The organism is Paenibacillus chondroitinus NBRC 15376 (assembly GCF_004000765.1).
GTDB lineage: Bacteria > Bacillota > Bacilli > Paenibacillales > NBRC-103111 > Paenibacillus_E > Paenibacillus_E chondroitinus.
This window is the reverse complement of the sequence record NZ_BILW01000022.1, coordinates 87365-110196: the sequence shown is the minus strand read 5'-3', so window position 1 is coordinate 110196 and position 22832 is coordinate 87365. Positions and strand designations below refer to the sequence as shown.

General features: G+C 47.9%; 19 protein-coding genes and 1 pseudogene. 14 read left to right on the top strand and 6 right to left on the bottom strand.

Going from position 1 to position 22832, the window contains the following annotated elements; all coding sequences use genetic code 11:
* The first annotated feature begins 58 nt into the window (after positions 1–58).
* On the top strand, positions 59–1906 hold the full coding sequence (locus tag PCH02S_RS22490) for an S-layer homology domain-containing protein (protein ID WP_127456253.1): 1848 nt from the start codon (positions 59–61) through the stop codon (positions 1904–1906).
* 50 nt (positions 1907–1956) lie between these two features.
* Here the strand turns inward: PCH02S_RS22490 and PCH02S_RS22485 are convergent, their stop codons facing one another.
* On the bottom strand, positions 1957–2370 hold the full coding sequence (locus PCH02S_RS22485) for a MerR family transcriptional regulator (protein WP_127456251.1): 414 nt from the start codon (positions 2368–2370) through the stop codon (positions 1957–1959).
* Positions 2371–2466: 96 nt separating this feature from the next.
* Here PCH02S_RS22485 and PCH02S_RS22480 point away from each other — a divergent pair.
* A pseudogene (locus PCH02S_RS22480) lies at positions 2467–3298 on the top strand (SDR family oxidoreductase).
* 214 nt (positions 3299–3512) lie between these two features.
* Positions 3513–5198 carry a hypothetical protein gene (locus PCH02S_RS22475; RefSeq protein ID WP_127456249.1) on the top strand — a complete coding sequence of 562 codons (1686 nt, stop codon included), beginning with the start codon at positions 3513–3515 and terminating at the stop codon, positions 5196–5198.
* Between the two features lie 78 nt (positions 5199–5276).
* On the opposite strand, the gene PCH02S_RS22470 is transcribed toward PCH02S_RS22475, so the two are convergent.
* The gene (locus tag PCH02S_RS22470; protein WP_127456247.1) at positions 5277–6344 is read right to left on the bottom strand and encodes an amidohydrolase family protein; all 1068 of its coding nucleotides are present in this window, start codon (positions 6342–6344) and stop codon (positions 5277–5279) included.
* On the bottom strand, positions 6341–6724 hold the full coding sequence (locus tag PCH02S_RS22465) for a Rieske (2Fe-2S) protein (protein WP_127456245.1): 384 nt from the start codon (positions 6722–6724) through the stop codon (positions 6341–6343). The genes PCH02S_RS22470 and PCH02S_RS22465 overlap by 4 nt, the downstream gene beginning before the upstream one ends.
* A gap of 145 nt (positions 6725–6869) precedes the next feature.
* On the opposite strand from PCH02S_RS22465, the gene PCH02S_RS22460 reads away from it, so the two are divergent.
* The 9 genes from PCH02S_RS22460 (at position 6870) to ilvD (ending at position 18423) form a co-directional block, all read left to right on the top strand.
* Positions 6870–7649: a helix-turn-helix transcriptional regulator gene (locus PCH02S_RS22460; protein ID WP_127456243.1), complete on the top strand. Its 780-nt coding sequence runs from the start codon at positions 6870–6872 to the stop codon at positions 7647–7649.
* Positions 7646–9385: a sensor histidine kinase gene (locus PCH02S_RS22455; RefSeq protein ID WP_127456242.1), complete on the top strand. Its 1740-nt coding sequence runs from the start codon at positions 7646–7648 to the stop codon at positions 9383–9385. The genes PCH02S_RS22460 and PCH02S_RS22455 overlap by 4 nt, the downstream gene beginning before the upstream one ends.
* On the top strand, positions 9382–10980 hold the full coding sequence (locus PCH02S_RS22450) for a response regulator (protein WP_127456240.1): 1599 nt from the start codon (positions 9382–9384) through the stop codon (positions 10978–10980). The genes PCH02S_RS22455 and PCH02S_RS22450 overlap by 4 nt, the downstream gene beginning before the upstream one ends.
* A 165-nt stretch (positions 10981–11145) precedes the next feature.
* Positions 11146–12096 (top strand): ABC transporter permease, encoded by a 951-nt coding sequence (locus PCH02S_RS22445; protein WP_127456238.1) that lies wholly within the window; start codon positions 11146–11148, stop codon positions 12094–12096.
* Positions 12097–12115: 19 nt separating this feature from the next.
* Positions 12116–12982: a carbohydrate ABC transporter permease gene (locus tag PCH02S_RS22440; RefSeq protein WP_127456236.1), complete on the top strand. Its 867-nt coding sequence runs from the start codon at positions 12116–12118 to the stop codon at positions 12980–12982.
* Between the two features lie 64 nt (positions 12983–13046).
* Positions 13047–14558 (top strand): extracellular solute-binding protein, encoded by a 1512-nt coding sequence (locus tag PCH02S_RS22435; protein ID WP_127456234.1) that lies wholly within the window; start codon positions 13047–13049, stop codon positions 14556–14558.
* Positions 14559–14584: 26 nt separating this feature from the next.
* On the top strand, positions 14585–15334 hold the full coding sequence (locus PCH02S_RS22430; protein ID WP_127456232.1) for a LamG domain-containing protein: 750 nt from the start codon (positions 14585–14587) through the stop codon (positions 15332–15334).
* A gap of 720 nt (positions 15335–16054) precedes the next feature.
* Positions 16055–16726 carry a GntR family transcriptional regulator gene (locus PCH02S_RS22425; RefSeq protein ID WP_127456230.1) on the top strand — a complete coding sequence of 224 codons (672 nt, stop codon included), beginning with the start codon at positions 16055–16057 and terminating at the stop codon, positions 16724–16726.
* Between the two features lie 14 nt (positions 16727–16740).
* The gene (ilvD, locus tag PCH02S_RS22420) at positions 16741–18423 is read left to right on the top strand and encodes a dihydroxy-acid dehydratase (RefSeq protein WP_127456228.1); all 1683 of its coding nucleotides are present in this window, start codon (positions 16741–16743) and stop codon (positions 18421–18423) included.
* Between the two features lie 50 nt (positions 18424–18473).
* On the opposite strand, the gene PCH02S_RS22415 is transcribed toward ilvD, so the two are convergent.
* Positions 18474–18950: a GyrI-like domain-containing protein gene (locus PCH02S_RS22415; RefSeq protein ID WP_127456226.1), complete on the bottom strand. Its 477-nt coding sequence runs from the start codon at positions 18948–18950 to the stop codon at positions 18474–18476.
* A gap of 77 nt (positions 18951–19027) precedes the next feature.
* Entirely contained in the window at positions 19028–19507 is a 480-nt protein-coding gene (locus tag PCH02S_RS22410; protein ID WP_127456225.1) for a hypothetical protein, read from the bottom strand.
* Between the two features lie 146 nt (positions 19508–19653).
* Between PCH02S_RS22410 and PCH02S_RS22405 the strand changes: the two genes are divergently transcribed.
* Positions 19654–20622: a helix-turn-helix transcriptional regulator gene (locus tag PCH02S_RS22405; RefSeq protein WP_246069211.1), complete on the top strand. Its 969-nt coding sequence runs from the start codon at positions 19654–19656 to the stop codon at positions 20620–20622.
* A 321-nt stretch (positions 20623–20943) separates the two neighbouring features.
* Here PCH02S_RS22405 and PCH02S_RS22400 read toward each other — a convergent pair whose 3' ends face one another.
* Positions 20944–21927, bottom strand: coding sequence for a hypothetical protein (locus PCH02S_RS22400; RefSeq protein ID WP_127456223.1), 984 nt, complete (start codon positions 21925–21927; stop codon positions 20944–20946).
* Between the two features lie 177 nt (positions 21928–22104).
* On the opposite strand from PCH02S_RS22400, the gene PCH02S_RS22395 reads away from it, so the two are divergent.
* Positions 22105–22665, top strand: coding sequence for an SF0329 family protein (locus PCH02S_RS22395; protein WP_127456222.1), 561 nt, complete (start codon positions 22105–22107; stop codon positions 22663–22665).
* Positions 22666–22832 lie beyond the last annotated feature (167 nt).

Here is a 22832-nt window from a genome sequence, read left to right as displayed (position 1 = left end):
CATTTGATTGATCATTAGTTATCATGAATCATATCAATGATAAGGGAGAGGGAACGGGATGTTGCATTCGAAAAAGGTAGTCGCAGCAGGACTTGTACTCGTCATGATGCTAGGCAGTGGCACGGCAGCAATGGCAGAAGGCTATAACAAAAACAAAGGCAAACATGATGATGACCGGAAAGGTAATAACAAGATTGAACTGCATTTGACGTTCAACGATTTGAAAAATTCGGAGTGGGCAATGCGTTATATTGCCAGCCTTGCTTCCAAGCGGGTGTTTGAGGGCTATGACGACGGCACATTTAAGCCGCAAAACACGGTATCCCGCATCGAGGCCATCACAGCAGCTGTTCGTTTAATGGGACTGCGCGATCAGGCGGAATCGCCGGCTAAGATGAGTACGAAGCTGAATTTTAAGGATGCTAATCAAATTCCTGCATGGGCTGTCGGCTACGTCGCCGTCGCACTGGAGAATGACCTGTTCTCTGAAAGCGATGACATGGTCAACCCGCAAAAAGTCAGCGACCGGCTGTGGGCAACAACACTGCTTGTGAAAGCGTTGAAGCTGGACGCCGATGCCAAAGCCAAGATGAATACGGTGCTGCCGTTTACAGACGCTAAGCAAATCCCTGCAGGATCAGTTGGTTATGTCGCTGTCGCGCGGGAGCGGGGGCTTGTCGATGGCTTTGAAGACAATACCTTCAAACCGAACCAACCGGTAACACGTGCACAACTTGCCGCGCTGTTGGATCGCGTAGGTGGACAGCTGCCGGATCAGGACAATAACTCGTTAACAGGCACAGTGAATGCAGCTGTAACTGGCAGCACACTGAACCTTACGCGTTCGGGCAGCACGTATTCGTATGCGCTGCATCCGGAAGTTTTTGTTTACCGGAACGGGGCTAAAGTCAACGTATCTGCGATTCAAGTAGGCGACCAAGTGAAACTCAGCCTTTTTAACAATCAGGTTGTGTTCATTGAAGTGACGACTCCGGTGAACTCGAACCCGAGCACAGTTCTATATAACGGTACAGTCAGTGTGCCGGTTACAAATAATACATTGACGATTACAAATGGCACGCAATCTTCTTCGTTGGCGCTTGATCCGAACGTTGTTGTGTACAGAGCCGGTACGAGAATCACCGCTTACGACCTCAGGGTGGGCGATGTGGTCAGCCTGAGCATCGCGAACAACCAAGTGACCTACATCTCCGTAACGACAGCTGCGACACCTGTAACAAGCAGCGGTACTGTTAGTGCAATTGTAAACGATAACGTATTGCAGCTGATGAAAGCAGGAGTGAACACAACGTATACGCTGGATACCAATGCTGTCATTTACCGCAACGGTGTTCAAGCTAGCCGCTCCGCGCTGCAAATCGGGGACGTGGTGAACATCAGCACATCCAATAACTTGGTCACTTATGTTCAGGTAACACAGATGGCGCAAACGCTAAGCACTAGTGCCACGCTGAACGCTGCGGTCTCCAACAATGTGCTGCAAGTGACTTCGACAAGCAGCAGCAGTCCTGCATACTACACGGTTCATCCTGATGTGGTTGTTTACCGCAACGGTGTGCGCGCTACATTGTCCGATCTTCGCGCCGGAGATGTCGTTAACCTTCGCACTTCGAACAATCAAGTGATTTACATTGAGGTTACGCGCAACGCAGGCGTTGACCAGTCATTTGATATTTATGGATATCTGAAAAGCACAACGGTTAACGCACAAGGCGTGATTGCGACGATTACGATCTCCCAAAACGTTAACGGCACTGATCAAAACACGCTCTATAATGTATCGCCGAGTGTTAGCTTATCAGGGAATTTGGGCTTATTCAGTGAAGGCCATCTCGTTGAATTGATCGGCTCGAATAATCTCGTCACTTCGATCGTTGTGAAATAAAACAGAAGGGCTGCCAAGTGGCAGCCCTTTTCTTTTTGAAATTTGCGATGCTAGAAATTCATCCGAACACGTAATTCCGCCATCATAGCCTCGGCCTGCTGTGGATCATCATTTAACAGCTTCCTGTATGTCAGCATCCAATTCAGCGTTACAAGCATATGATCATATTCTTCCTTCTTGCGCTCGATTTCATTGATTTTCTGAAGAATCCATTCTATTACTTCTTGGTTCGTGCGTGTGTTCATATCGTGATCCTGCAAAATCGTCTTCAGCTCAGCCAATGAACAACCGATGCCTTGAAATTTCTTAATCAGCCTTAACCGTTCAATGGCTTCGTCCGAGTAGTTACGATAATTATTCTTTTCTCGTTGAATATGCCTACTGTCAAGCAAGCCTTCTTTCTCATAAAAACGAATGGTGTGGGGGGTTAAACCCATCAAGTCAGCCAATTCTTGAATTTTCACAAATAATTCTACCTCCAAACGCTTGCCTTAGAGTTCACTTCATAGTTTAGACTAGAGACATATCTTCGTCAATTACTTAAGGAGGCGTAAACGATTATGCGTATATTTGTTACAGGTGCAGCAGGTTATATTGGTACAGCTGTTGTTCGCGAACTCATCGGTGCGGGACATCAGGTAGTTGGTCTGACCCGCTCAGAGAGTGGTGCACAACTATTGGAAAATATGGGAGCTGAGGTAGCTCGCGGTGTTTTAGAGGATCTGGATTTTACTGCGCAGCCGTGCAGCATCTTCAGACGGAGTTATTCATCTGGCTTTTAACCACGATTTCACAAATTTCGCCGCATCACTGGCGACGGATCTTCGCGCCATTGAAGCAATGGGAGAGGCTCTTGCAGGCTCTAATAAACCACTTATTATCACAGCTCATGCGAATGGTAAAGCATCGGAGGATGCAGCACTTTCGTTTATAGAAAAAAGCGTGAGAGCATCGATCGTATCGCTTGCACCGTCCGTTCATGGAGCAGGAGATAAAGGCTTCGTTCCCCAATTAATTCGGATCGCGCAGGAAAGAGGCTCTTCTGCTTACATTGGAGACGGCACAAACCGTTGGCCAGCGATTCATCGTTTGGATGCGGCAGTTTTGTTCCGCCTTGCGGTAGAATCTGCGCCTGCTGGCTCACGACTGGATGGCGTGGACGATGAAGGCATTCCATTTCGCGACATTGCCGGCGTTATAGGCCGCCACCTGGGTGTGCCGGTAGTCAGCATCCCGCGGGAAGAGGCACAAGCGATCTTCGGTTTTCTAGGCATGGTCGCTTCGCTTGACTTGGCAAGATCAAGTGAAGAGACGAAGGGACTGCTCGGCTGGAAGCCTGTCCAACAGGGGCTTCTCGCAGATCTGGAGCAAGGACATTATTTCACAACATAACGATCCTGCAAAGTCGTCTTCAACTCATCAGGTAGTTGTACAGGAAGAAATTTCAGCTTATTTTTAGCATGGACTTGCAGAAATTAAGCTGATTTTAACCGGGAAATTATTCCAGTTTAAGGATTGGTTCATGTAAAGTTCAGGAAACACGCCTATACTTCATTATGTCGAAAGCAAGTGACATACCGAAATGATCGGAGAGGTGAAGAGTAGGATGAGAAAACAACTGATGGTATTGATGGGTGCTGCCATTTTGGCAGCATCTACTAGCGGAATCGTGCTTCCGCGGGGAGCATATGCGGATGAAGCGGTGACTGGTGTAAATTCAACGGCGCAGACGACTACAGAGAAACCTGATGCGCAGGCGGCAACTATAGATTTCAGCATCATGTACTTGAACAACTGGCTAAGCAAGCTCGACGTGCATACAGCAGAAGCTGCTAAGATAAATACGAGTGATTTTAGTGATCTGTTACATAATGGATCAAGCTTGGCGACCGCTTCAGGTCTTGCCTTATCGGAGCTATCATCGTCGCTTATTGAGCAGTTTGGGATTGATACTAGCAATGAGGTTAAGCAAGGGACTCTTACGGACGAAGAAGCTGCTAATCTTCAGCAGCAGTTCAGAGAGGGTATAGCGAGCTGGGTGCAGCAATCTTGGCCTAGAGCTAATGCGGCTTCGTACCTGCCTAAGGATGGAAAAAGCATAATCCAAAATCGCTTGAATCATATCATCTCAGATGCTGCTACGGCGTCGGCTGTTGCGGAAACTGATATTCGGCAGGCGCTTCAATCCGGAGATTCGATCGCTGATGCAACCGGAATGGATGCGCAAGCGTTAGACAGCACTTTGAACACCTTGCTGGGTGGAGATTTGGATGCCGCTGTTAATGCGGGAAGCCTGAAAGCCGATCAACGCGACCAACTTGCAGTTTCCGGGGCGGATCAGATTTGGCAGACCATTGAGAAGAAGGGCTACGACGAGCAAACAACGCCATGGATGGAGAAGTACGGTCAGGCACTGCTGAACAAGAAGCTGGATCCTGACATGATGATTCAAGCTGCATCTGCTTTTGCGGGCAAAGACTACCAGGATATCATGGACGGATTAGCTGCAGGCCAAAGCTTGGTGACGGCTTCCGGCCTCGCATCTGCAGATTTATCCGCGCAGCTATTGGATGCAGTAAGCCGTGACTTGGATAATGAATGGAATGCGGGTAATCTTTCCGCTCAATTGCGAGATCAGTTGAAGAAGAGTGCAGCTGAGGCGATTGACAAAGCCATTGACCAAGACGGATACGGCCAAGCGGCTAATGGCAGCAGCAATCATGTGATTGCAGCAGAAAGCATTCAAGCTCTTGTTGAAGACAGCGCGAATTATGCGGAAGCTGCCGTAACGGATCTGCGCCAGTCCTTGGCAGATGATCATACGCTTGTAGAAGCAACTGGCAAGGATGAGAGTGACTTGAGCAGCTATTTACAGCAGAATGCACATGCGTATATCAAGCAGGCGGTAGAGAAAGGCTGGCTCAACGCTGCTGATCAAGCGGCAACCGAGTCGGAAGCCGATAGCCTCGTGCAGGATGCGATCAATCGTCGGGGCTACAAAGATCAAGTGGATGTCAAGCAATATTTGGCGAACCGCGCGGATCGGGTTATCGATGATGTGGCTTCAGTATCCGGCATCGAGACCGCTGACCTGCTTAAGAATCTGGATGGAGGGAAAAGTATAGCCCAAGCTGCCAATCAGGATCCGGATTCGCTCTTGTATAACCTGCTGAAAAAGGCTAACCAAGAGATCAATGGTTTTGCCGCTGCTGGTGCCATCAGTAAGGAAGATGCAGCAAAGCTCAAAGCGGATTATGGCGTTTGGGCTGTAAAATATCTTAGTGCAAACTAAGTTAAAATAGAAGTGACGGGCAATCCGCAATGACGGATTGCCCGTTTTTTTGTCATAAGTCCTTCATAGATGCAGGCACTACAGTTGGAACAACTTTCGCGCATTCTCGCTGAAAATTTTGCGCTGCTTATCCTCGGGCAGCCAACGCAGAATTTTCGTCGGATCGTCGAAATCCCAATGCGGATAGTCGCTCGAGAAAAGCAGCATATTCTCGGCATCGAACATCTCGAACATCGCTGCCAGATGTTTCAGATTGGCCGGTTCTTCGATGGGCTGCGTAGTGATGAAGCAATGGTCGCGGACATATTCGCTAGGCAGCCGCTTCAGCCAGGGAACGGAAGAGCGGAGCGCTTTGTAGTTTTTGTCGAGCCTCCATAACAACGGCGGTAGCCATGCAACACCACCTTCGCACAGCACGACTTTGAAGTTCGGATACTTCTCAAACACGCCTTCGCAGACGAAGCTGACAAGATGTGCCATGAACGTCTGGGAGAGGCAAGTGTGCCACTGCAAATAGTTGGAGACGTAACCGACAGCGGTCGGAGCGTTGAAAATGCCGGCGCCTTCCGAACCCGGATGGATAACTAGAGGCAGGCCATGCCGCTCGCAAGTTTCATAGATCGGATGAAAGAAGCGCTGTCCATACGGCATCTGAGAGCCACCGGTGACACTGACCGCAACAATGCCCGGATGTGGGCCTATGCGGTCAATTTCCCGCGCTGCCTGCTGCGGGTCTTGCGTGCCGATGCACATATAGCCCTTGTACTTCGGACTTTGCGGGAGCCATTCCGCAATTAAGTAATCGTTGTAAGCGCGGCAGATGGCAGCGGTATAATCAGCGTCAGCAAAGCCTGATGCGCCAATGACGGAATCCGAGCACAGCAGCGCATACTCGACGTTAAACGGTTCGACATAATGCTCCAACATATATAGAGGATCGGAACCGACGGGGCCGCCATTCGGCGGGTCGGCATCTTTCCGTTTATTGCCGATCGGTGATGAGTACGGCAGGCCTGCGCCGGGAATGCCAAATTTGGCGGCATGGCTGCGCCATGGTTCATCCAGATAAGGAACCAGATCTTTGCCGCTGCGGAACTGGTTATGAACATCGCAATCAATAACCGGCATTCTATTTATCGTCTTCATACGCGTGTTTCCTCCATATTCGTTTCTGTACCGATGACAAGGTGCACCGTTCCATTCTCCACGACCACCGGATAGCTGCGCGTCCGGACTTTTTCGCTAAACAGCGAGGTCCCCGTTTTGAGATCGAATTCCCAGCCATGCCACGGACAGCGGACAATTTCCTGATCCCGCCCATAAATAAATTCAAAAACATTCGACTCCAGCGTCGTCCCGCACACAGGCCCTTTGCACAGTTCCGCGCCTTGATGAGGGCAGTAGTTGAGCACAGCAAAATAATCACCTTTCACGTTATACACGCCGACGGATCGCTTGCCGACTTGTACAATTTTAAAGCTTCCCTCAGGCAGAGCATCAACTGCTGAGACGGGGAATAAAGTCATTTGCCTCAGATCCCTTCTTGGTTTATGATTTCATTGTAGAGGCAATAGCGTGCGAAAACCATTGAAGAAACCACTTCTATTTGAATGATTCTAAGAAAATGTGGAAGTGCTTTCTTGCACCTTCAGAATAGGAGGAAGAGAAGATATGCTGGAGCTTGTATCCGTGTATTTGGATGATATGGACCCCAATTGGCATAAAGAGGAGGAGGCGACGTTAACCGATATTTTGATCCTGATGACGCACGGGCGCGTGCATTATATGCTGAACGGCGAGACACTGACGGTGGAAAAAGGCGACCTGCTACTGATCCGCAAAGGTGTGATGCGAGCCGGCGAGAACGCACAGGAAGGTGCGCATCAGAAATATTCCGTTCACTTTCATTTGAATGAGCGGGGACACGAGCTTTTCGCCGATGCCGGTACGCATTTAAGGCTGAAAGCCCGCAGTTATGACTATATGAAACAGAGGTTTGCTATTTTGACGCAACAATGGTTCGGACAGCGCATGTACGCAGATGTGATCTGCACCGGCATTGCGCATGAATTGCTGGGCGGTTTCTTGCAAGAAACGGTCGAGAGCCGGTTCACTTCGGTCAAACTGCGGCTCATGAGCGAGGTGCAGAACTATATCGCGGCGCATTATCGGGAGCCAATTCGCATAGAGGAGTTGGCGCAGCTTGTGGACCGAGCGCCAAATTATGTTACACAGTCGTTCAAAGAAGTAACCGGTTTGACACCGATCAGCTACATGCACCAGGTGCGCGTTCATGCGGCTCGGGACCTCATTCTCAATACCCGAATGACAATTCGTGAGGTATCCGACTTTCTTGGCTACAGCGACCAGGCGCATTTTAACCGTGTTTTCAAAAAAATGATGGGTTACCCGCCCTCGTCTCTAATTCGGGAGGTGCAGCGACGGTCATGATGATATTCAATCGATTGCACTCAATCCAATTTAAGTTGACCGGCACGTTTTTGCTCATTTTGCTGCCGCTTGTTTTTGTCAGCCTCTTTGCGAATGATTACTCGCAGCGGATTCTGAACGGACAGATTAATGACCGAACGCGGGGGGCGCTGCTGACGACGCTCGAATACATCGGGCAGTTGACGCAAAATATGGATCAGCAAACACTGCTGATCGGCTCGAATCCGACGATTGTAGACGTATGGAATAACATCGACGATCCGTTAAGTCCCGCGCACTTGTATGAGCTTCACACGGTTCAGCAGCAGTTGTTCGCCTTGACCAATGTGAACGGCGCAATCAAGGAGGCCTTCATTTTGCATGGCAGCAGCGAAAATGGTCTCTCCACAGCTTCCGGTGGCATTAAATGGCCAGGAGTGAATCAGGAGACGTGGTTCAAAAGGACGTTGGACGCCAATGGTGGTCTGGTCGTATACGTGCCAACGGCCTCAAATTCGGGCGCATCCAACTATTTGACGCGGGATACGATTTATTTCGCCAGGCTGCTCGATGTGCTCAGCCGCAATAAGGAGCCCAACGTGCTCGTCCTAGCCGTGGACAAGTCCTCTTTTCGGCAAATTATTCAGCACTTGCAAACGTCCGAAAATATGAACATCACGCTGTATTACAATGAGGAGTTCGTGCTGGATACGAATTTGCAGCAGTCCACAGCTGCTACCGGTCTGGAGAAAAAAGATCTGTCCATCCAAGAAGGCGATGGCTTCTGGTCGATTCAACTGCAGCAGCCGCGTGCGGAATTGTTTAAGCTGTCGCACCAGCTCCAGCAAATCACCTACTGGATTATCGCCGTTAGCATCGTGCTGGCCGTTTGGACGGCGTGGCTTGTCTATGCCGCGATTGCGAAACCTTTGCGCGAGCTGTCCGGCGCGTTCAAGCAGTTCAGCGGGGGGAACTTGTCCGCCCGCGTGAAGCATCGCCGCAAGGACGAGTTCGGCTATGTGATGAACGGCTTCAATCGCATGGCGGAAGCGCAGCGGCAAATGATTGAAGAGGATTATGCCAAAGAGCTGCGGCTGGCCAAGACGGAATTCAGTCTGCTGCAATCGCAGATTAATCCGCATTTTCTATATAACACGCTGGATTCGATCTACTCGGTCGCCCTGAAGCATAAGGTGCATGTGATTAGCGATATGGTCATTAATCTGGCCCGCTTTTTCCGTGTCAGCTTGGGTAAGGGGAGAGAGACGTTTACCTTGGAGGAGACGATTCAGCATCTGATGTATTACATTCGGGTTCAGCAGCTTCGATCGGATCATTTCTCGGTAAACATTCAGCTTGATGAACGTACGAAGCCACTTGTTCTGCTCAAGCTGATTTTGCAGCCCGTTGTGGAAAATGCGATCGTGCACGGACTTGAACGCAATCGTCAGGGCGGCGAATTGTCCATTCAATCTTCGCTTGAAGCAGACAGACTCCTCATCAAGGTCAAGGATACGGGGCAGGGTATACCGCCGGAGAAGCTAGCCGATCTGCAGGCGGCGCTTAGTCTGATAACTAGCCAGTCCTACCGGCAAGCAGAGTCAAGTCCATCGAAGACGTATTTTGGGCTGAAAAACGTTAAATCCCGTCTAAAGCTGTATTATGGCGAGCAGGCGGATGTCACGGTTGAAAGTGTATTCGGTCAAGGGACGACCGTCTCCCTGACCATTCCGGTGAAACAGGAGGAGAAGCTATGAGGCTGCTAATTGTGGAAGATGAACCGCATGTTCGAGAGCGTTTAGCTGAGGGAATAGATTGGCAGGAACTGGGGGTGGAGCTGGTCGATGCCGTATCGACGGGCGGAGAAGCGTTGACTGTTGTGCGCAGCGATCATGTCGACATTATCTTGACGGACATTCAAATGCCGGAAATGAGCGGCCTTGAACTTGCCGGCGAAGTGCGGCGGCAAATGCCATTCATTAAGCTAATCATCCTGACCGGCTACGATGATTTCGAATACGCGCGGCAAGGGATCGAGCACGGTGTGCTGAAATATTTAATCAAGCCGGCGGACAATGAGGAGATTGCGGATGCAGTGTTGGAAGCGAAGGCACAGCGCGAGAAGGAGCTGGGAGAAGCCTACCATCTTGCACAATTGGAAAGCCGGTGGCAGGAGCATATGCCGCATCTGAAAATGATGTTCTACAAGGGCTGGCTCAATGGCCGTTATGCGGAATGGGAAATCGACAGACACCGCCGCGATCTGAAGCTGGAGGGACAGAGCAGTTTCATGCTCCCGGTGACGGTGGATATGGACCCCATTCTTGGACACAATGAACGGTTTAAGGCAGAAGACAGAGGGCTTGTGCAGTTCTCACTTTATACCATAGCGAGGGATTTACTTGAAGGGCAAGATTGCGCGGTCATTCAGGATGATGACGGCATGGTGGTCGCCTTGTTCATGAAGCCGCCGGCTTACGGCGAAGATGAGCTGAATAGTCTGGTTAATCAGCTCATAGCTCAGCTCCTTGGAACTGTCAAGGATTGCTTGAAATTAACGGCCAGCGCGGGCATCGGTTCCATCGCCACAACGTCCCAGCTGTTGCCGTTAGCATACAAGCACAGCCGCGCCGCGTTGCTCGAACGGATGGTGCTTGGGCACGATGTGGCTATTCCTTACCGTGGCGCAAGCATCGGCGCGAAGCGGCAAGCCGAGCTCGGACAGTGGGAAAAAGAGCTGGAGCTCGCGATTTTGTCCGGTCAAGCGGAGCGCAGGCAGGCGATCGTCGCTCGTCTGATGGAAGAAGGCTTCGCAGTAGACAAGCCGCTCTCGGAGGCGAAAGAACAACTGCTGCGCTTGATGTGCCTGCTTGCGGGCATCGTGCACGGACAAGGTTGGACGTTGAACGAGACACTGCGGGAGGAGTACGCGTATTTCGAAAGCTTTGGCGCGTTGCTTGCACGAGAGCAAATTGAGGAATGGCTGCTCCGCATGTCGGCGCGCATCAGTGAAGCCATCACCGGTCAGCGCAAATCCGGCGCGCAGCTGACAATTGAAGAAGTGATTCGGTATACGCGGGAACGGCTGCATGAGGATGAACTCAGCTTGTACGCTGTTGCCGGTCAGCTCTATGTCAATTACTCTTATTTGAGCCGGACGTTCAAGGAAGTAACCGGCGAATCGTTCTCCGACTATGTGCTGCGCTTGCGTATGGAGCAGGCGAAGGAGCTGTTGGCGAAAGGGCTGAAAGTCTACGATGTGGCCGAGCAGGTCGGGTACAAGCACGTGAATTATTTTTCCAAGAGCTTTCAGAAATTTTGGGGCGTCAAGCCAAGTGAGATGAATAAGTAGCGGAGAAGAGGAGCCGGTCATTGGCTTCTTTCTTTTTGCTTGGCATGGACGAATAAGTAAAAAAAGTTGCAACGATAGTAAAAGAAGGTGAATACGAAAAGATCGAAAAAGCGGCTATGATAGTCTCATCCCTAATTAAAACGCTTGCAAGAGAGGAGAGACAACATGAAGGCTGCACCGCTGACATCTATTCGTGCCCGGCAGCGGGAGAAACGTGCTCAAAGACATCCGCTGTTGAGGTATTGGGATTTGTATCTGATGGTACTTCCCGCACTTATTTTCTTAATCATCTTCAAATATGTACCGATGTATGGCGTTGTTATCGCCTTCAAGGACTACAACTTGATCCAGGGCGTGTTTCATAGCAAATGGGTGGGCCTGCAATATTTTCGCGAGCTGTTTACGTTCGATGAATTTCCGCGTGTTATCCGCAACACGCTGCTAATCAGTCTCATGAAGCTAATCGTGGGGTTCCCCGCACCGATCGCGCTGGCGCTGCTGCTGAACGAGCTCCGGCTGGAGAAATTCAAGCGCTCCGTACAGACGGTTACCTATTTACCGCATTTTATCTCCTGGGTCGTCATCGGAGGCATTGCCGTCGATCTGCTGTCGCCGAACAGCGGCATTGTGAACAAATTGATTCAAGCCTTGGGATTCGAGCCCATCTTTTTCTTGTCGGACGAGAAGATGTTCCGCTGGATTCTGGTCCTCTCCGATACGTGGAAGGAAATTGGTTGGGGAGCCATCATTTACTTGGCTGCGCTTCTCGGGATTAATGAAGAATTATTTCAGGCAGCGACGGTGGACGGCGCGGGTCGGTTGCGGCAAATCTGGCACATTTCGCTGCCGGGGATTCGCTCGACCATCGTCATTCTGCTTCTGCTGAGGATCGGGCACGTGCTGGATGCGGGCTTCGAGCAGGTGCTGGTCATGTACAATCCGACGGTCTATGATGTGGGCGATATTATCGATACCTATGTATTTCGTGTAGGTCTTGGAACGATGCAATTTGGTTTGACAACGGCCGCAGGCTTGTTCAAATCAGTGATCGGCTGTATCCTGCTTGTACTTGCGAATACGATTGCCAGACGCATGGGCGAGGAAGGAATCTATTGAAGTGGAAGGGGGAGGAAAGATGCTCCGCTCAAAAGGAGAAACCATCTTCAGTTATATCAACGTGGGGCTGCTCACACTATTGTCATTAACGATGATTCTGCCATTTATCCATATTGCAGCCAAGTCGTTCAGCAGCGAGGCGCATGTGCTGGCAAAAGATATTTTACTGTGGCCGCGAGGTTTTACAACGATTTCATATGATTATGTTCTGTCCAACAAGCAGTTCTACACGTCGTTTGGTAACTCTATCTTTATCACTGTGGTCGGCACAGCCATCTCCATGGCGCTGACGGTGCTGGCGGCGTATCCGTTATCACGAAAAGGACTGCCTTATACGCGTTTCATGATGCTATTGTTCGTCATTACGATGTTTTTCAGCGGAGGACTCATACCGACATATTTGGTTGTAAAAGGAGTCGGGCTGCTCAACTCGCTGTGGGCATTGATTTTACCCGGTGCGCTGGCGCCGTTTAATTTGATTCTTATTCGCAATTTTTTCCTTGGCGTCCCAGACGCGTTGGAGGAATCGGCACGGATGGACGGCGCTTCGAACTTTCGCATCCTGTTTTCGATTTACCTGCCGCTTTCGGTTCCGTCGCTTGCGACAGTGGGGATGTTCTATGCCGTCGGGTACTGGAATCAATTTTTCCAGGCCATGATGTATATTACCGATCGCAGTTGGATGCCGCTTCAAATGTTTCTGCTCCAACTGGTCACGGACGAGAGGTCCGCGGACATGGTCGTAAGCGACGTGTTTCGCGAAGTGACGCCCGAGACCGTTCGTGCTGCGGCGATTTTATGTGCGGTGCTGCCGATTTTATTCGTGTATCCATTCATTCAGCGATATTTTGTCAAAGGGGTTATGATTGGCGCAGTGAAAGGGTAGCGCTGCCCTGGAGCTAAGCGAAGCTTAACATAAGCAAGAGAAGAAAAAGGGAGGGTATATATTCATGAATATGAAGAAAATGGCATTCTTCGGATTATCAACAATCCTGCTAGCCGGGGTTGCGGCTGGATGCGGTGGTAACGATAGCGGCGGCGCAAGCGCGTCACCTGCTTTGAACACGTCGACCGGTACCGGCAGCGTAAAGAACAAAGATGTAACGGTCATGCGATCATACCACGCGTCTATGGAGCAGTTCAAAGGCAACGACAACATCAACAACAATAAGCTTGTTAATGTTTTGAAAGAGAAGTCCGGTTTCAACGTCAAGTATGAATCGCTGCCGAAAGATAATTCCGATCAAAAGGTGTCAATCATCCTGGCTTCTGGCGAAGTGCCCGATATTCTGTGGGTCAGCGGTAAATCGAATTATTTCAAGCTGGCACAGCAAGGGGCTTTCGAACCGCTGGACGATCTGATTAAAAAGTATATCCCGAACATGTCCACTTATTTGAATCAGGAGCTTACCGATGCGGCCCGCTTCGACGGCAAAATCTACGGCATTCCAAGCCGTGTAGCACAAAAGGTCGGCAATGGCATGCTTGAGCGCTCTGACATTCTGAAGGAGCTAGGCCTGAAAGATCCTGTTACCATGGATGACATGTATTCGACGCTGAAAACGATTAAAGAGAAGAAAAACATCGCTCCACTCACCGCTACCGGCGGCAATCCCGGCTCGTTTATGGGCTCTTTCCTTCCTTATGCGGCAGCGTACGGTGTTGGCAACGCAACTGTAGTGAAAGACGGCAAGCTGGCCTTCTCTTGGGTGCAGCCGGAGTATAAGGAATTTCTGGTCAAAATGAGAAAATGGTACACGGAAGGGCTGATTGATCAGGAATTTGCCATTAATAAAGATATTAAGGATAAAATGATCAACGGCACCGCAGCGTTCGGAACGCTATATTGGGCAGATGCCTATACAATCGACAAGTCTATCACCGATAAGAAAAACGGCGGCACTTTGCAGTACATTCCTCCGGTTACCGGCAAGAACGGGCAATCCGGCTTCCAGGAGGAAGGCATTCCGGGCAGCTATATCGTCATTCCGAAGCAGGCGAAAAATAAGGAAGGCGCTGCAGCGTACATCAACTACATCTTGAGCGGCGATACGGACAAATTTTTGACCTACGGCCTTGAAGGCGAAGATTATAAGGTTGAAAATGGCGAGCCTGTCCAGACGCTGGAGCAGAGCAACAATATCGCCTGGCGCACGCTCTATTTCTTTGGGGATACCGACGCGAGCTTCAACGCCCGTTTGAAAGCGAAAGGGTTTCTGCCGTATTACGAGCCGCTGCTGAAATTCAAGCAAAACCGCGAGGAAACATCCTATGCGCCAGCCGTTGATGCATACGATACGAAATTTACAGAGCTGCGAAACTTTACGGAGGAGAATGCTCTCAAATTTATTATGGGCAAACGTGATCTAGGCGAGTTCGACAAATTTGTTCAGGAGTTTAACGCCAAAGGCGGAAAAGCGGCTATCGATGCGATGAATGAGTGGTACACGAAGAAGAAGTAGCTGTTTGGATAGCGATGGAGGTTGTTATGAGCAAACAAAATGTGAGAAACAGGATTACTGATCATCCTTCTCTAGTCGCCTTCTGGGATTTCCAGGAGGCGGCGGGGGAGCTGCGGCAAGCACAAGGGCCATTCGGTTATGCGCTGGAAGAACAAGAAGGGCCGATTGAGCGAGTGGAGGAAGGCGTGTTCGGTTCTTATTCCGCTAAGCTGAACTTCGGGCAGTGGTTCAATCTGCCGAGAGAGGCGTGTCCTGCGCTCGATTTTCATGGAAAAGAAGCGGCGCTGACATTGATTGCTTGGGTCAAACGAGAGCAGCGGGACAACCGTGAGTGCCAAGCTATCGCCGGTATGTGGAATGAAACCGAGAAGAAACGGCAGTACTGCCTGTTCCTCGATCTCGGAATCTGGGACAGCGCCGAACAGGTGTGCGGCCACGTCTCGTCCACCGGTGGGCCGACGCCCGGCCATCCGTGGTGCATGACCACGGCCATCGGCGCTACGCCGGTCACAAAGGACGAATGGCACACCGTGGCCTTCACGTACGATGGCGCCTATGCGCGCACATACCTGGACGGCCGCTTGGACGTGCGCGAGACCTATAATCCCTACGCGTATCCGGAGGGATTGTACGATGGCGGCGCTGCCGGCGCCGACTTCACCGTTGGCGCCGTGTACCGCTCCGGCACCATGGGCAATTTCTTTGCCGGCTGCCTCGGCGGGCTAGCGGTGTTCAACCGTGCGCTAGACGATGAGGAACTGGCGCAACTGGTGTAGGTACAATGGTTTCAGTTCATTATAATAAAACTTTCCCAATAATGTAGATGATCATAATGCTATGATTTTGTTATTGTAAAAGTAAATCATTTGGCTCTGAGGGTAGGATTTACTCTCAGGGCTTTTATTTTTAAATAAAAGTGGTCGTTATACGAAAGGATGATGTTTTATTAAAAGACTCGCTCAATATTTTCGCATTGAACGGACATATAAACTCACACTGGATAAACCGTGTATCACCATAAAAATACCTTTTGACCGTCTCGGCCTGGATGAAAATAGAGATCAAGTTGTTCTCTCCGATTTTGCATTAAGAGATTGGATTAATCATATCGAGGCATTAAATGAATGGATCTATAACCGGTCACGTTCGGATAAAGAAAATGGCGCTTTTTATTGTTTTTGTCCAACCAATGTGGTGTTGCAGCGTTATGCATCTTATGTCGAGTTCATCTCGGAAAAATGGTTTCTATGCTTGATGATTACCGTTCAACTTCCATTCCAAAATCATGATAAAGCTATGCGAATGCTCAGTAAAATGCTTCCAAAAGAAGTGGAGGCGTTTATTGGCAATTGGGATCTGTCCATGCTTGAATAGACGGGTTAAAGTGACGAATAGATCGATTTCTCCCGTTCCTTCTGGAAAATAAAAATCTCATTGCATCCCATCGCGAAATGCGATATATTGCATATACATATAGTATTTATAAGGAGATTCTTATGCCAATACCCCACAATTTTTCTTCACCTAATCGAATATCAGCGAAAGAACGTGCTTTAACTCAAATCCAGCGATGGATCATTGAGGGGACACTCGTGCCTGGCGAGAAATTAATTGATGCTGAACTTGCAGAATCTTTAGCCGTTAGCAGAACTCCAATCAGGGAGGCTTTTCAGCTTCTGGAAATGCAAGGTCTTGTCTCAATGTTTCCTGGCAAAGAGACAAGAGTAACGAATATAGAAAAAGATGATATTCTTAAGCTTTACCCAACACTCGCTGCGCTCTATTCTTTGGCAGCCGAATATGCAGCGAAGCTAATTACGCTTGAACAGATTGAGGTTTTAAAAGAAATAAATCAGCAATTCGCACAAGCCATCCACAGTGGACAGACTTACCAAGCTATGGAACTTGATGAGCAGTTTCATAATTTAATTGTTGATGTAGGGGATAATGGATATATCGCGTCATTCAGTGCATCCTTACAAATCCATATTAGAAGATTTAAGTATGTTTTTCTTAAACAGCCTATCACGGGAACAGTTGCTTCAGTGGAAGAACACGCGTCTATCATTTTAGCTCTGGAGCAGAAAGACGCTGAATCAGCTGCCGCACATATGAAACAAAACTTAATAAGACCTATGCATGAACTATATGCCCTAATTGAATATTGAAAGGATTGATGAGGATGTCTGATCCAAAAGATTTAAGAATTCGAAGCAAAGTAATCAGTGAGGGAGTCAATCGCGTTCCTAATCGCGCTATGCTTAGGGCTGTAGGTTTTAAAGACGATGATTTCAAGAAGCCGATGATTGGGGTAGCCAGTACGTGGAGTGAAGTAACCCCATGTAACATGCATATTGATTCATTAGCGCTTGCAGCGAAAAAGGGAGTTCAGCATCATGGCGGCGCACCTCTGATTTTTAACACCATCACGGTTTCGGACGGGATTTCGATGGGGCATGACGGAATGTTATACTCCTTACCAAGCCGTGAAGCGATAGCAGACTCTATTGAGATTGTTACGAACGCTGAGCGCTTCGATGCGCTTGTTGCTATCGGCGGATGCGATAAAAATACACCAGCATGTTTAATGGCCATTGGCCGACTGAATTTGCCTGCGGTTTATGTGTATGGGGGAACCATTCAACCTGGAAAGTTAGATGGGAAAGACGTAGATATTGTCAGTGCTTTTGAAGCAGTAGGATTATATCATGATGGAAAAATGACGGATGAAGAGCTTCACAAAGTAGAATGCAACGCTTGTCCTGGGGCTGGTGCTTGCGGAGGTATGTATACAGCTAACACAATGGCATCTGCTGCAGAAGCATTAGGGATGAGTCTTCCTGGATCATCTTCCACCTCAGCGGTATCATCTCATAAAGCGTTGGAATGCGAAAAAGCCGGAGAGCAAGTTCTCGAACTACTTAAGAAGGGGATTTATCCCCGTGATATTATGACAAAGAAAGCATTTGAGAATGCGATAACGCTCGTAATGGCACTCGGTGGCTCTACGAATGCGTTCTTGCACCTCATTGCCATTGCGCACTCCGTACAAGTGGAGTTGACCTATGATGATTTCGAACGTATTCGCGTAAAAGTGCCGCACATCGCAGACCTTAAGCCTAGTGGAAAGTACGTCATGCAGGACCTAAGTGATGTTGGGGGTGTACCCGGCGTGATGAAGCTTCTTCTTGAACAAGGCCTTCTCCATGGTGATTGTATGACAATTACCGGTAAAACGTTAGCCGAGAATCTGGCAGCGTCAGCACCTTTGCATGAAAATCAAAATATTATTCGACCGTTACATAATCCCTTAAAGACTAGTGGACCGTTGGTCGTTCTTAAGGGGAATTTGGCGCCGGAAGGCGCAATTGCGAAAATGTCAGGAATGAAAAAATCACGTTTTACTGGTCCTGCACGCGTATATGATAGCGAGTCAGAGGCTACTGAAGCTATTATGCAAAATCAGATCCATAAGGGAGATGTGTTAGTTATTCGTTATTGTGGGCCGAAGGGCGGACCCGGTATGCCGGAGATGCTTTCGGTTACTGCTTTAATTGTCGGTAAAGGGTTTGGTGGGGAAGTTGCGCTCATTACGGATGGCAGATTTTCAGGTGGCTCACATGGTTTTGTAGTTGGTCATGTAGCGCCAGAAGCGCAGGTTGGCGGACCCATTGCACTTCTGCAAGAAGGTGACATGATTACCATTGATAGTAAAACGCAAGAAATTTCCTTTGAAGTTTTAGAAGAAGAGCTAGCGAAACGCGAGAGCGAATGGGTTCAGCCGCAATTGAAATTTAGTCGAGGTGTTCTCAGTAAATACGCCAAATTAGTTTCATCTGCTGCCAAAGGAGCCGTTACAGATTAGTTGAATATAGCGCAAAAGGCAGCCAATGACGGCTGCCTTTGTCACGTTGATTATTTTTTAACCACAGGTACCCAAAATTCGCCGTAAAAAGTGCCGTCATGGTTATCTTTACGATAAGTCGCGTTGGGACCACCGATGTAAGCATAGTCCGTGATTTGGGACAAGACTTCGCCAAACGCACGGTAAGTCAGCTGATCAAATAGAGATTCCTTTTCGCCATTTCCTGCGACCACGATGTACTCGCTCTCTGGAAACTCGATGATGCGCGTTGCGTCAGTCACTGATTTGCCAGCTTCCACCGCGAAATAATTCCACGGTTTTCCTTGATAAACCTCATTGACAGACCATTCACGATCATCTTTTGCAGCGTCTTTGAGTTTAGTAAAACGCCCGTCAGCTTTGAGTTTGTCCCAAAACTCAGTTTTTTCCTTTTGCATAGCCGGCATATCTTGAAAATTCGACTGGATTGAAAAACCATAAGCGGTCAATGTGAATGATTTCTTGTGTTCAAGTGTGTATTCTGCCATGTGAATGCTCCTTTTATCCAGTATAATTTTTGGGAGGTCAGGCTCCATTGTAGTGATTTTGAAAGATTTGGCAAGGATTAGTTTTCGACTTTCATTACACGAAGCCACATTTCACCGTAGAATTCACTTGAATCATTTGCTTTAACGAATGTTGAGTTACCAGGGCCAACGTATTTGTATTCTGTGATTTCCTGGAGCAAGCCCCCAAAAACTTTGCCTGTGATTTCGTCAGCAAGGCGGTCTTTGTCAGCACCTGTTCCTGGCACGACAAGGTACTCGCCAGCGAGGAAATCGAGGACAACTGCACCTTCCACGTTGAACTCACCCATGACACCGAATCCGCGCCAAGGCTTGCGGTCGAGGTTGTAATTGATTTGATATTCTTGCCCGTCAGCGAGTGCGAGAAGTTCAGCAAGCTTGCCGTTTTCCGTGATTTCAGCTTTTTTCGCTGCAGTTTTTGCAGCATTTCCTGCCCAGTCGTTGTAGTCATCAAATGTAACACCGAAAGCAGTCATTTTGTAGTTTTCTGAGATCGTTTTAATCGAGTAGTTAGACATTTTTATTCTCTCCTTTGTGGGGGTTATTGTTTACAAGACTGATTCTATTGGCCAAATGTATCAAAAAATGATACTTTTAATTGGATCCGAATTTGTTCTTACGTTAGTGCTGACATTTAATGCTATATTTTTGATATAATACAATCATGAAGAAAACAGAACGAGTGAACCTGATCATGCGTTACATCAATAACCGCGCACACTTTACAATTGCTGAGATTCAGCAAGAGTTCAAAATTTCCCGCGCGACGGCGATCCGTGATATCAATGAGATACAGGCGATGGGGTTTCCGTTGACGTCCGAGCTTGGTCGTGGTGGCGGATACTTTGTGCTGCAAAATCAGTATCTGCCCGCCGCCCGCTTCACGCCGGAAGAGCTGAAAGCGATTTTTATCAGCTTTATCGCCTCAAAGAATTCGCAGCTGCCTTATCTCCACAATCGTCGCTCAATCACTGAAAAACTGATCGGCATCGCGTCGCAAACTCAGCAAGATGAGCTGATCGAGCTCAATAATATCTTACTTTTCGAAAATACGAATCCCGCCAATCCGAATCTTTTGGAGCTTGATGATGCGGCGCCTCCGGAACTAAACCAATTGATTTCGCTTGCAGTGCAAGATAAACATTTACGTGTGACTTATGAACTGAATCTGGGCTGGCCACAGTTGCTGGACGTTTTTTTGCTTCATATCTTTAACTCGAACGCTACGTGGTTGGTTGAAGTTTATGATTTTGATACGGATGAGTTTCGTTATTTGCCTGTTGAGATGCTGCGGGACTCGGCCATTTCGAAGCAGGAGATGAAGTGGACTGAACAAGAGATTTTGGAAAAGAAACGGCTTCGTGCACGTGAAGCCAATCTTGTTGTGAAGCTTGATAACATTGGGATTCAGCGCTATAAGCGGATGCACCCGCCTGGGATCATTTTGTCCTTAACGGGGATGTTTCAGTCGAGCGGGACTTTTAATGTTCAGTTGGATGTGGCTGATAGCGAGTCGCTTGCGTATTATGCGGATTGGCTTTTGTTTTTGGGAAAAGGGGTCGAGTATGTGCGGATTCCTGATGAACTGCGTGTGATTTTGGAAGAGCGTTTAGCTGCTTTACGATTTATTTGAGATTTTTCTATGGAAGGGACATTATCGCATTAACTGCCGCGAGTATCGTGGCTTTTTTGTTAATCCTAAGATAATGTAATTTAAGGAACTAAGTCTGAAAACTTGACGAAGGTGCTTCAGTAATGGATAACATTAAGTTACTTCAAATGGCTGTATGACAATATGGATGTAACCCTGAAGATTTTGTTTTCGAAAAAGAACTTCAGTCGAATTTTAAAAGAACATCTAACCAAGTATTTAATACGTGGAGAAATACTCTTGTCACTTATGGAGATATAAAAATCCTCGGTCAAGAAAGCAACCGAGGATTTCTATCCTATATTATAACGGCTTATCCGGCTGCACCCACATATCTCCGGCCCAAGTATGAATATGATACCATTGCTCGTTTTGCGGATCGGTCCATCGCTCGAATGCATTTACGGTCTGAGCTGATAACACGCCAAAGGTTGGGAAAGGCATTGTAGGAAACATATAGAGCCTTACGTCCTTCAAAAGGTTTAGCCGTTCATCGATTGGTTCAACCCCTACAGGTTGTGCAAAATCTGGCTGAACCCAAAAAGTGTTGCCGTCTTGAGACCGGACATGGTAAATCCCATTTTGTGTTTTTTCCAAGGCAAACACTTTTTGCGGAGGAATGAACTTGGCATCCGAGGGACGTTGCAAACGACTCGATGTATCGTAGTCCTCCATGTACAAGGTTTCTGTCGGCAGATCCATCTCCTGATTCAAAATCTCCATATCCAGCAGCATACGAGGCTGTGAGACAATCCACATATCTCCTAGCCACGAGGTCTCAATTCGATAGGAGTTGGATAAATACGATACTGGTGATTCGAATACGGCATTCGCATGAACCGTTTGCGGAGCGAGCACGATATCTGTCATCGTCGATGTAGATGGTTGCGTATAAAGAGAGGAGTCCCAGAGTAATGCAATGTTCGTATCGATCGGTTTGACGATGCCAATTTTGTCATAGTCCAGATGCATCCAGAGATCACCTGCCCATGTGGTCTTAATTTTAATCCATACCTTCTCTCCGTGCTGTTTGTAGTACCATGCTTGTTCAGCATCAACTGTAGTCACATCTTGAGGTGTAAGTGCTGCAAATGGTTTGTGAGAATCGTCTGTTGTAGAATAGAGCGGTGTCTGCTCGAATAGGGTGATGACGGGTGGGATTTGGGGTGGGACAATTTCACTGTGCGGCGGCGGCGCAGCACTTGCCTGCAAAATGCCCAAAAAATTCCCCAGCATCATGGCAAAGACGAGAACAATGACGTTCCTGTTAATTGCTTTGAAATTCATATACGGTTATCACCTCAATTTCCTAATGTTGTAAATATAGACTCGATAAAAGGTAAAAGTGTTGCGCAGAAATTGAATTTTTTTCACAGCCAGATTTTTAATTGACGTGTTGATTATTGTAAGATGGGTAATAGAACGAGTGCCTTAACTGGTGTTTTGTAATATTAGGAGGATGAAATGGCCTGGAGTAAATTGAAACAACAACTGGAGAGTTTTCTCAGTCCTGCGCTGCATGGAAGGGTCGAATACCTTTCAACCAGCTACCGTTATTTACCGGATAAAGCAGGGCTTTGTTATATCGCAGTTGATAAAAAAAACGTGCTCAACATGAGTGATACGCTAGTCAAATGGTATCAGACGGAATTGGAGATTAGGAATGATTCAGATATCCAGATTCCTATCAGCCATGATGAAATCGAAGCGGTCAGAAAAGAAACCAAAGGGAATGTTCCGGAGGATCGTTTAAAAGTTATAGCAAGAAGTAGAAAAATATCGGAATTTGCAAAAGAGCTATTGTTAGCACAGTCAACTTTGAGTAAATCAAATTTTAACGTTATAGCGAATAAGTTTTTATCCATTTCTATAGAGGAAAGCCTAGAAAGCAACGATATTTTACTGAATATTTTAGCTTTAGTTGACCGAAGAGTTGGAAAAAAACGAATAATGAACATGACCGAGAAGATGAAGTTAAAACATCCAATTGTACAGTATTTTTTTGAACTTAGACTTGGTACATGATAATCCGAATCATATCCGCCGTAATGGCGGTTTTTTTTATGCCCCGATTGCAGACAAAACCACCAAATATCTACTTTTGAGAAGCATGCTTGCACATAGCTGATTGGAATAATTCTATGATAGCTGCAACATAATATTGGTTATTGCCAGAAAACGGAACCATACCG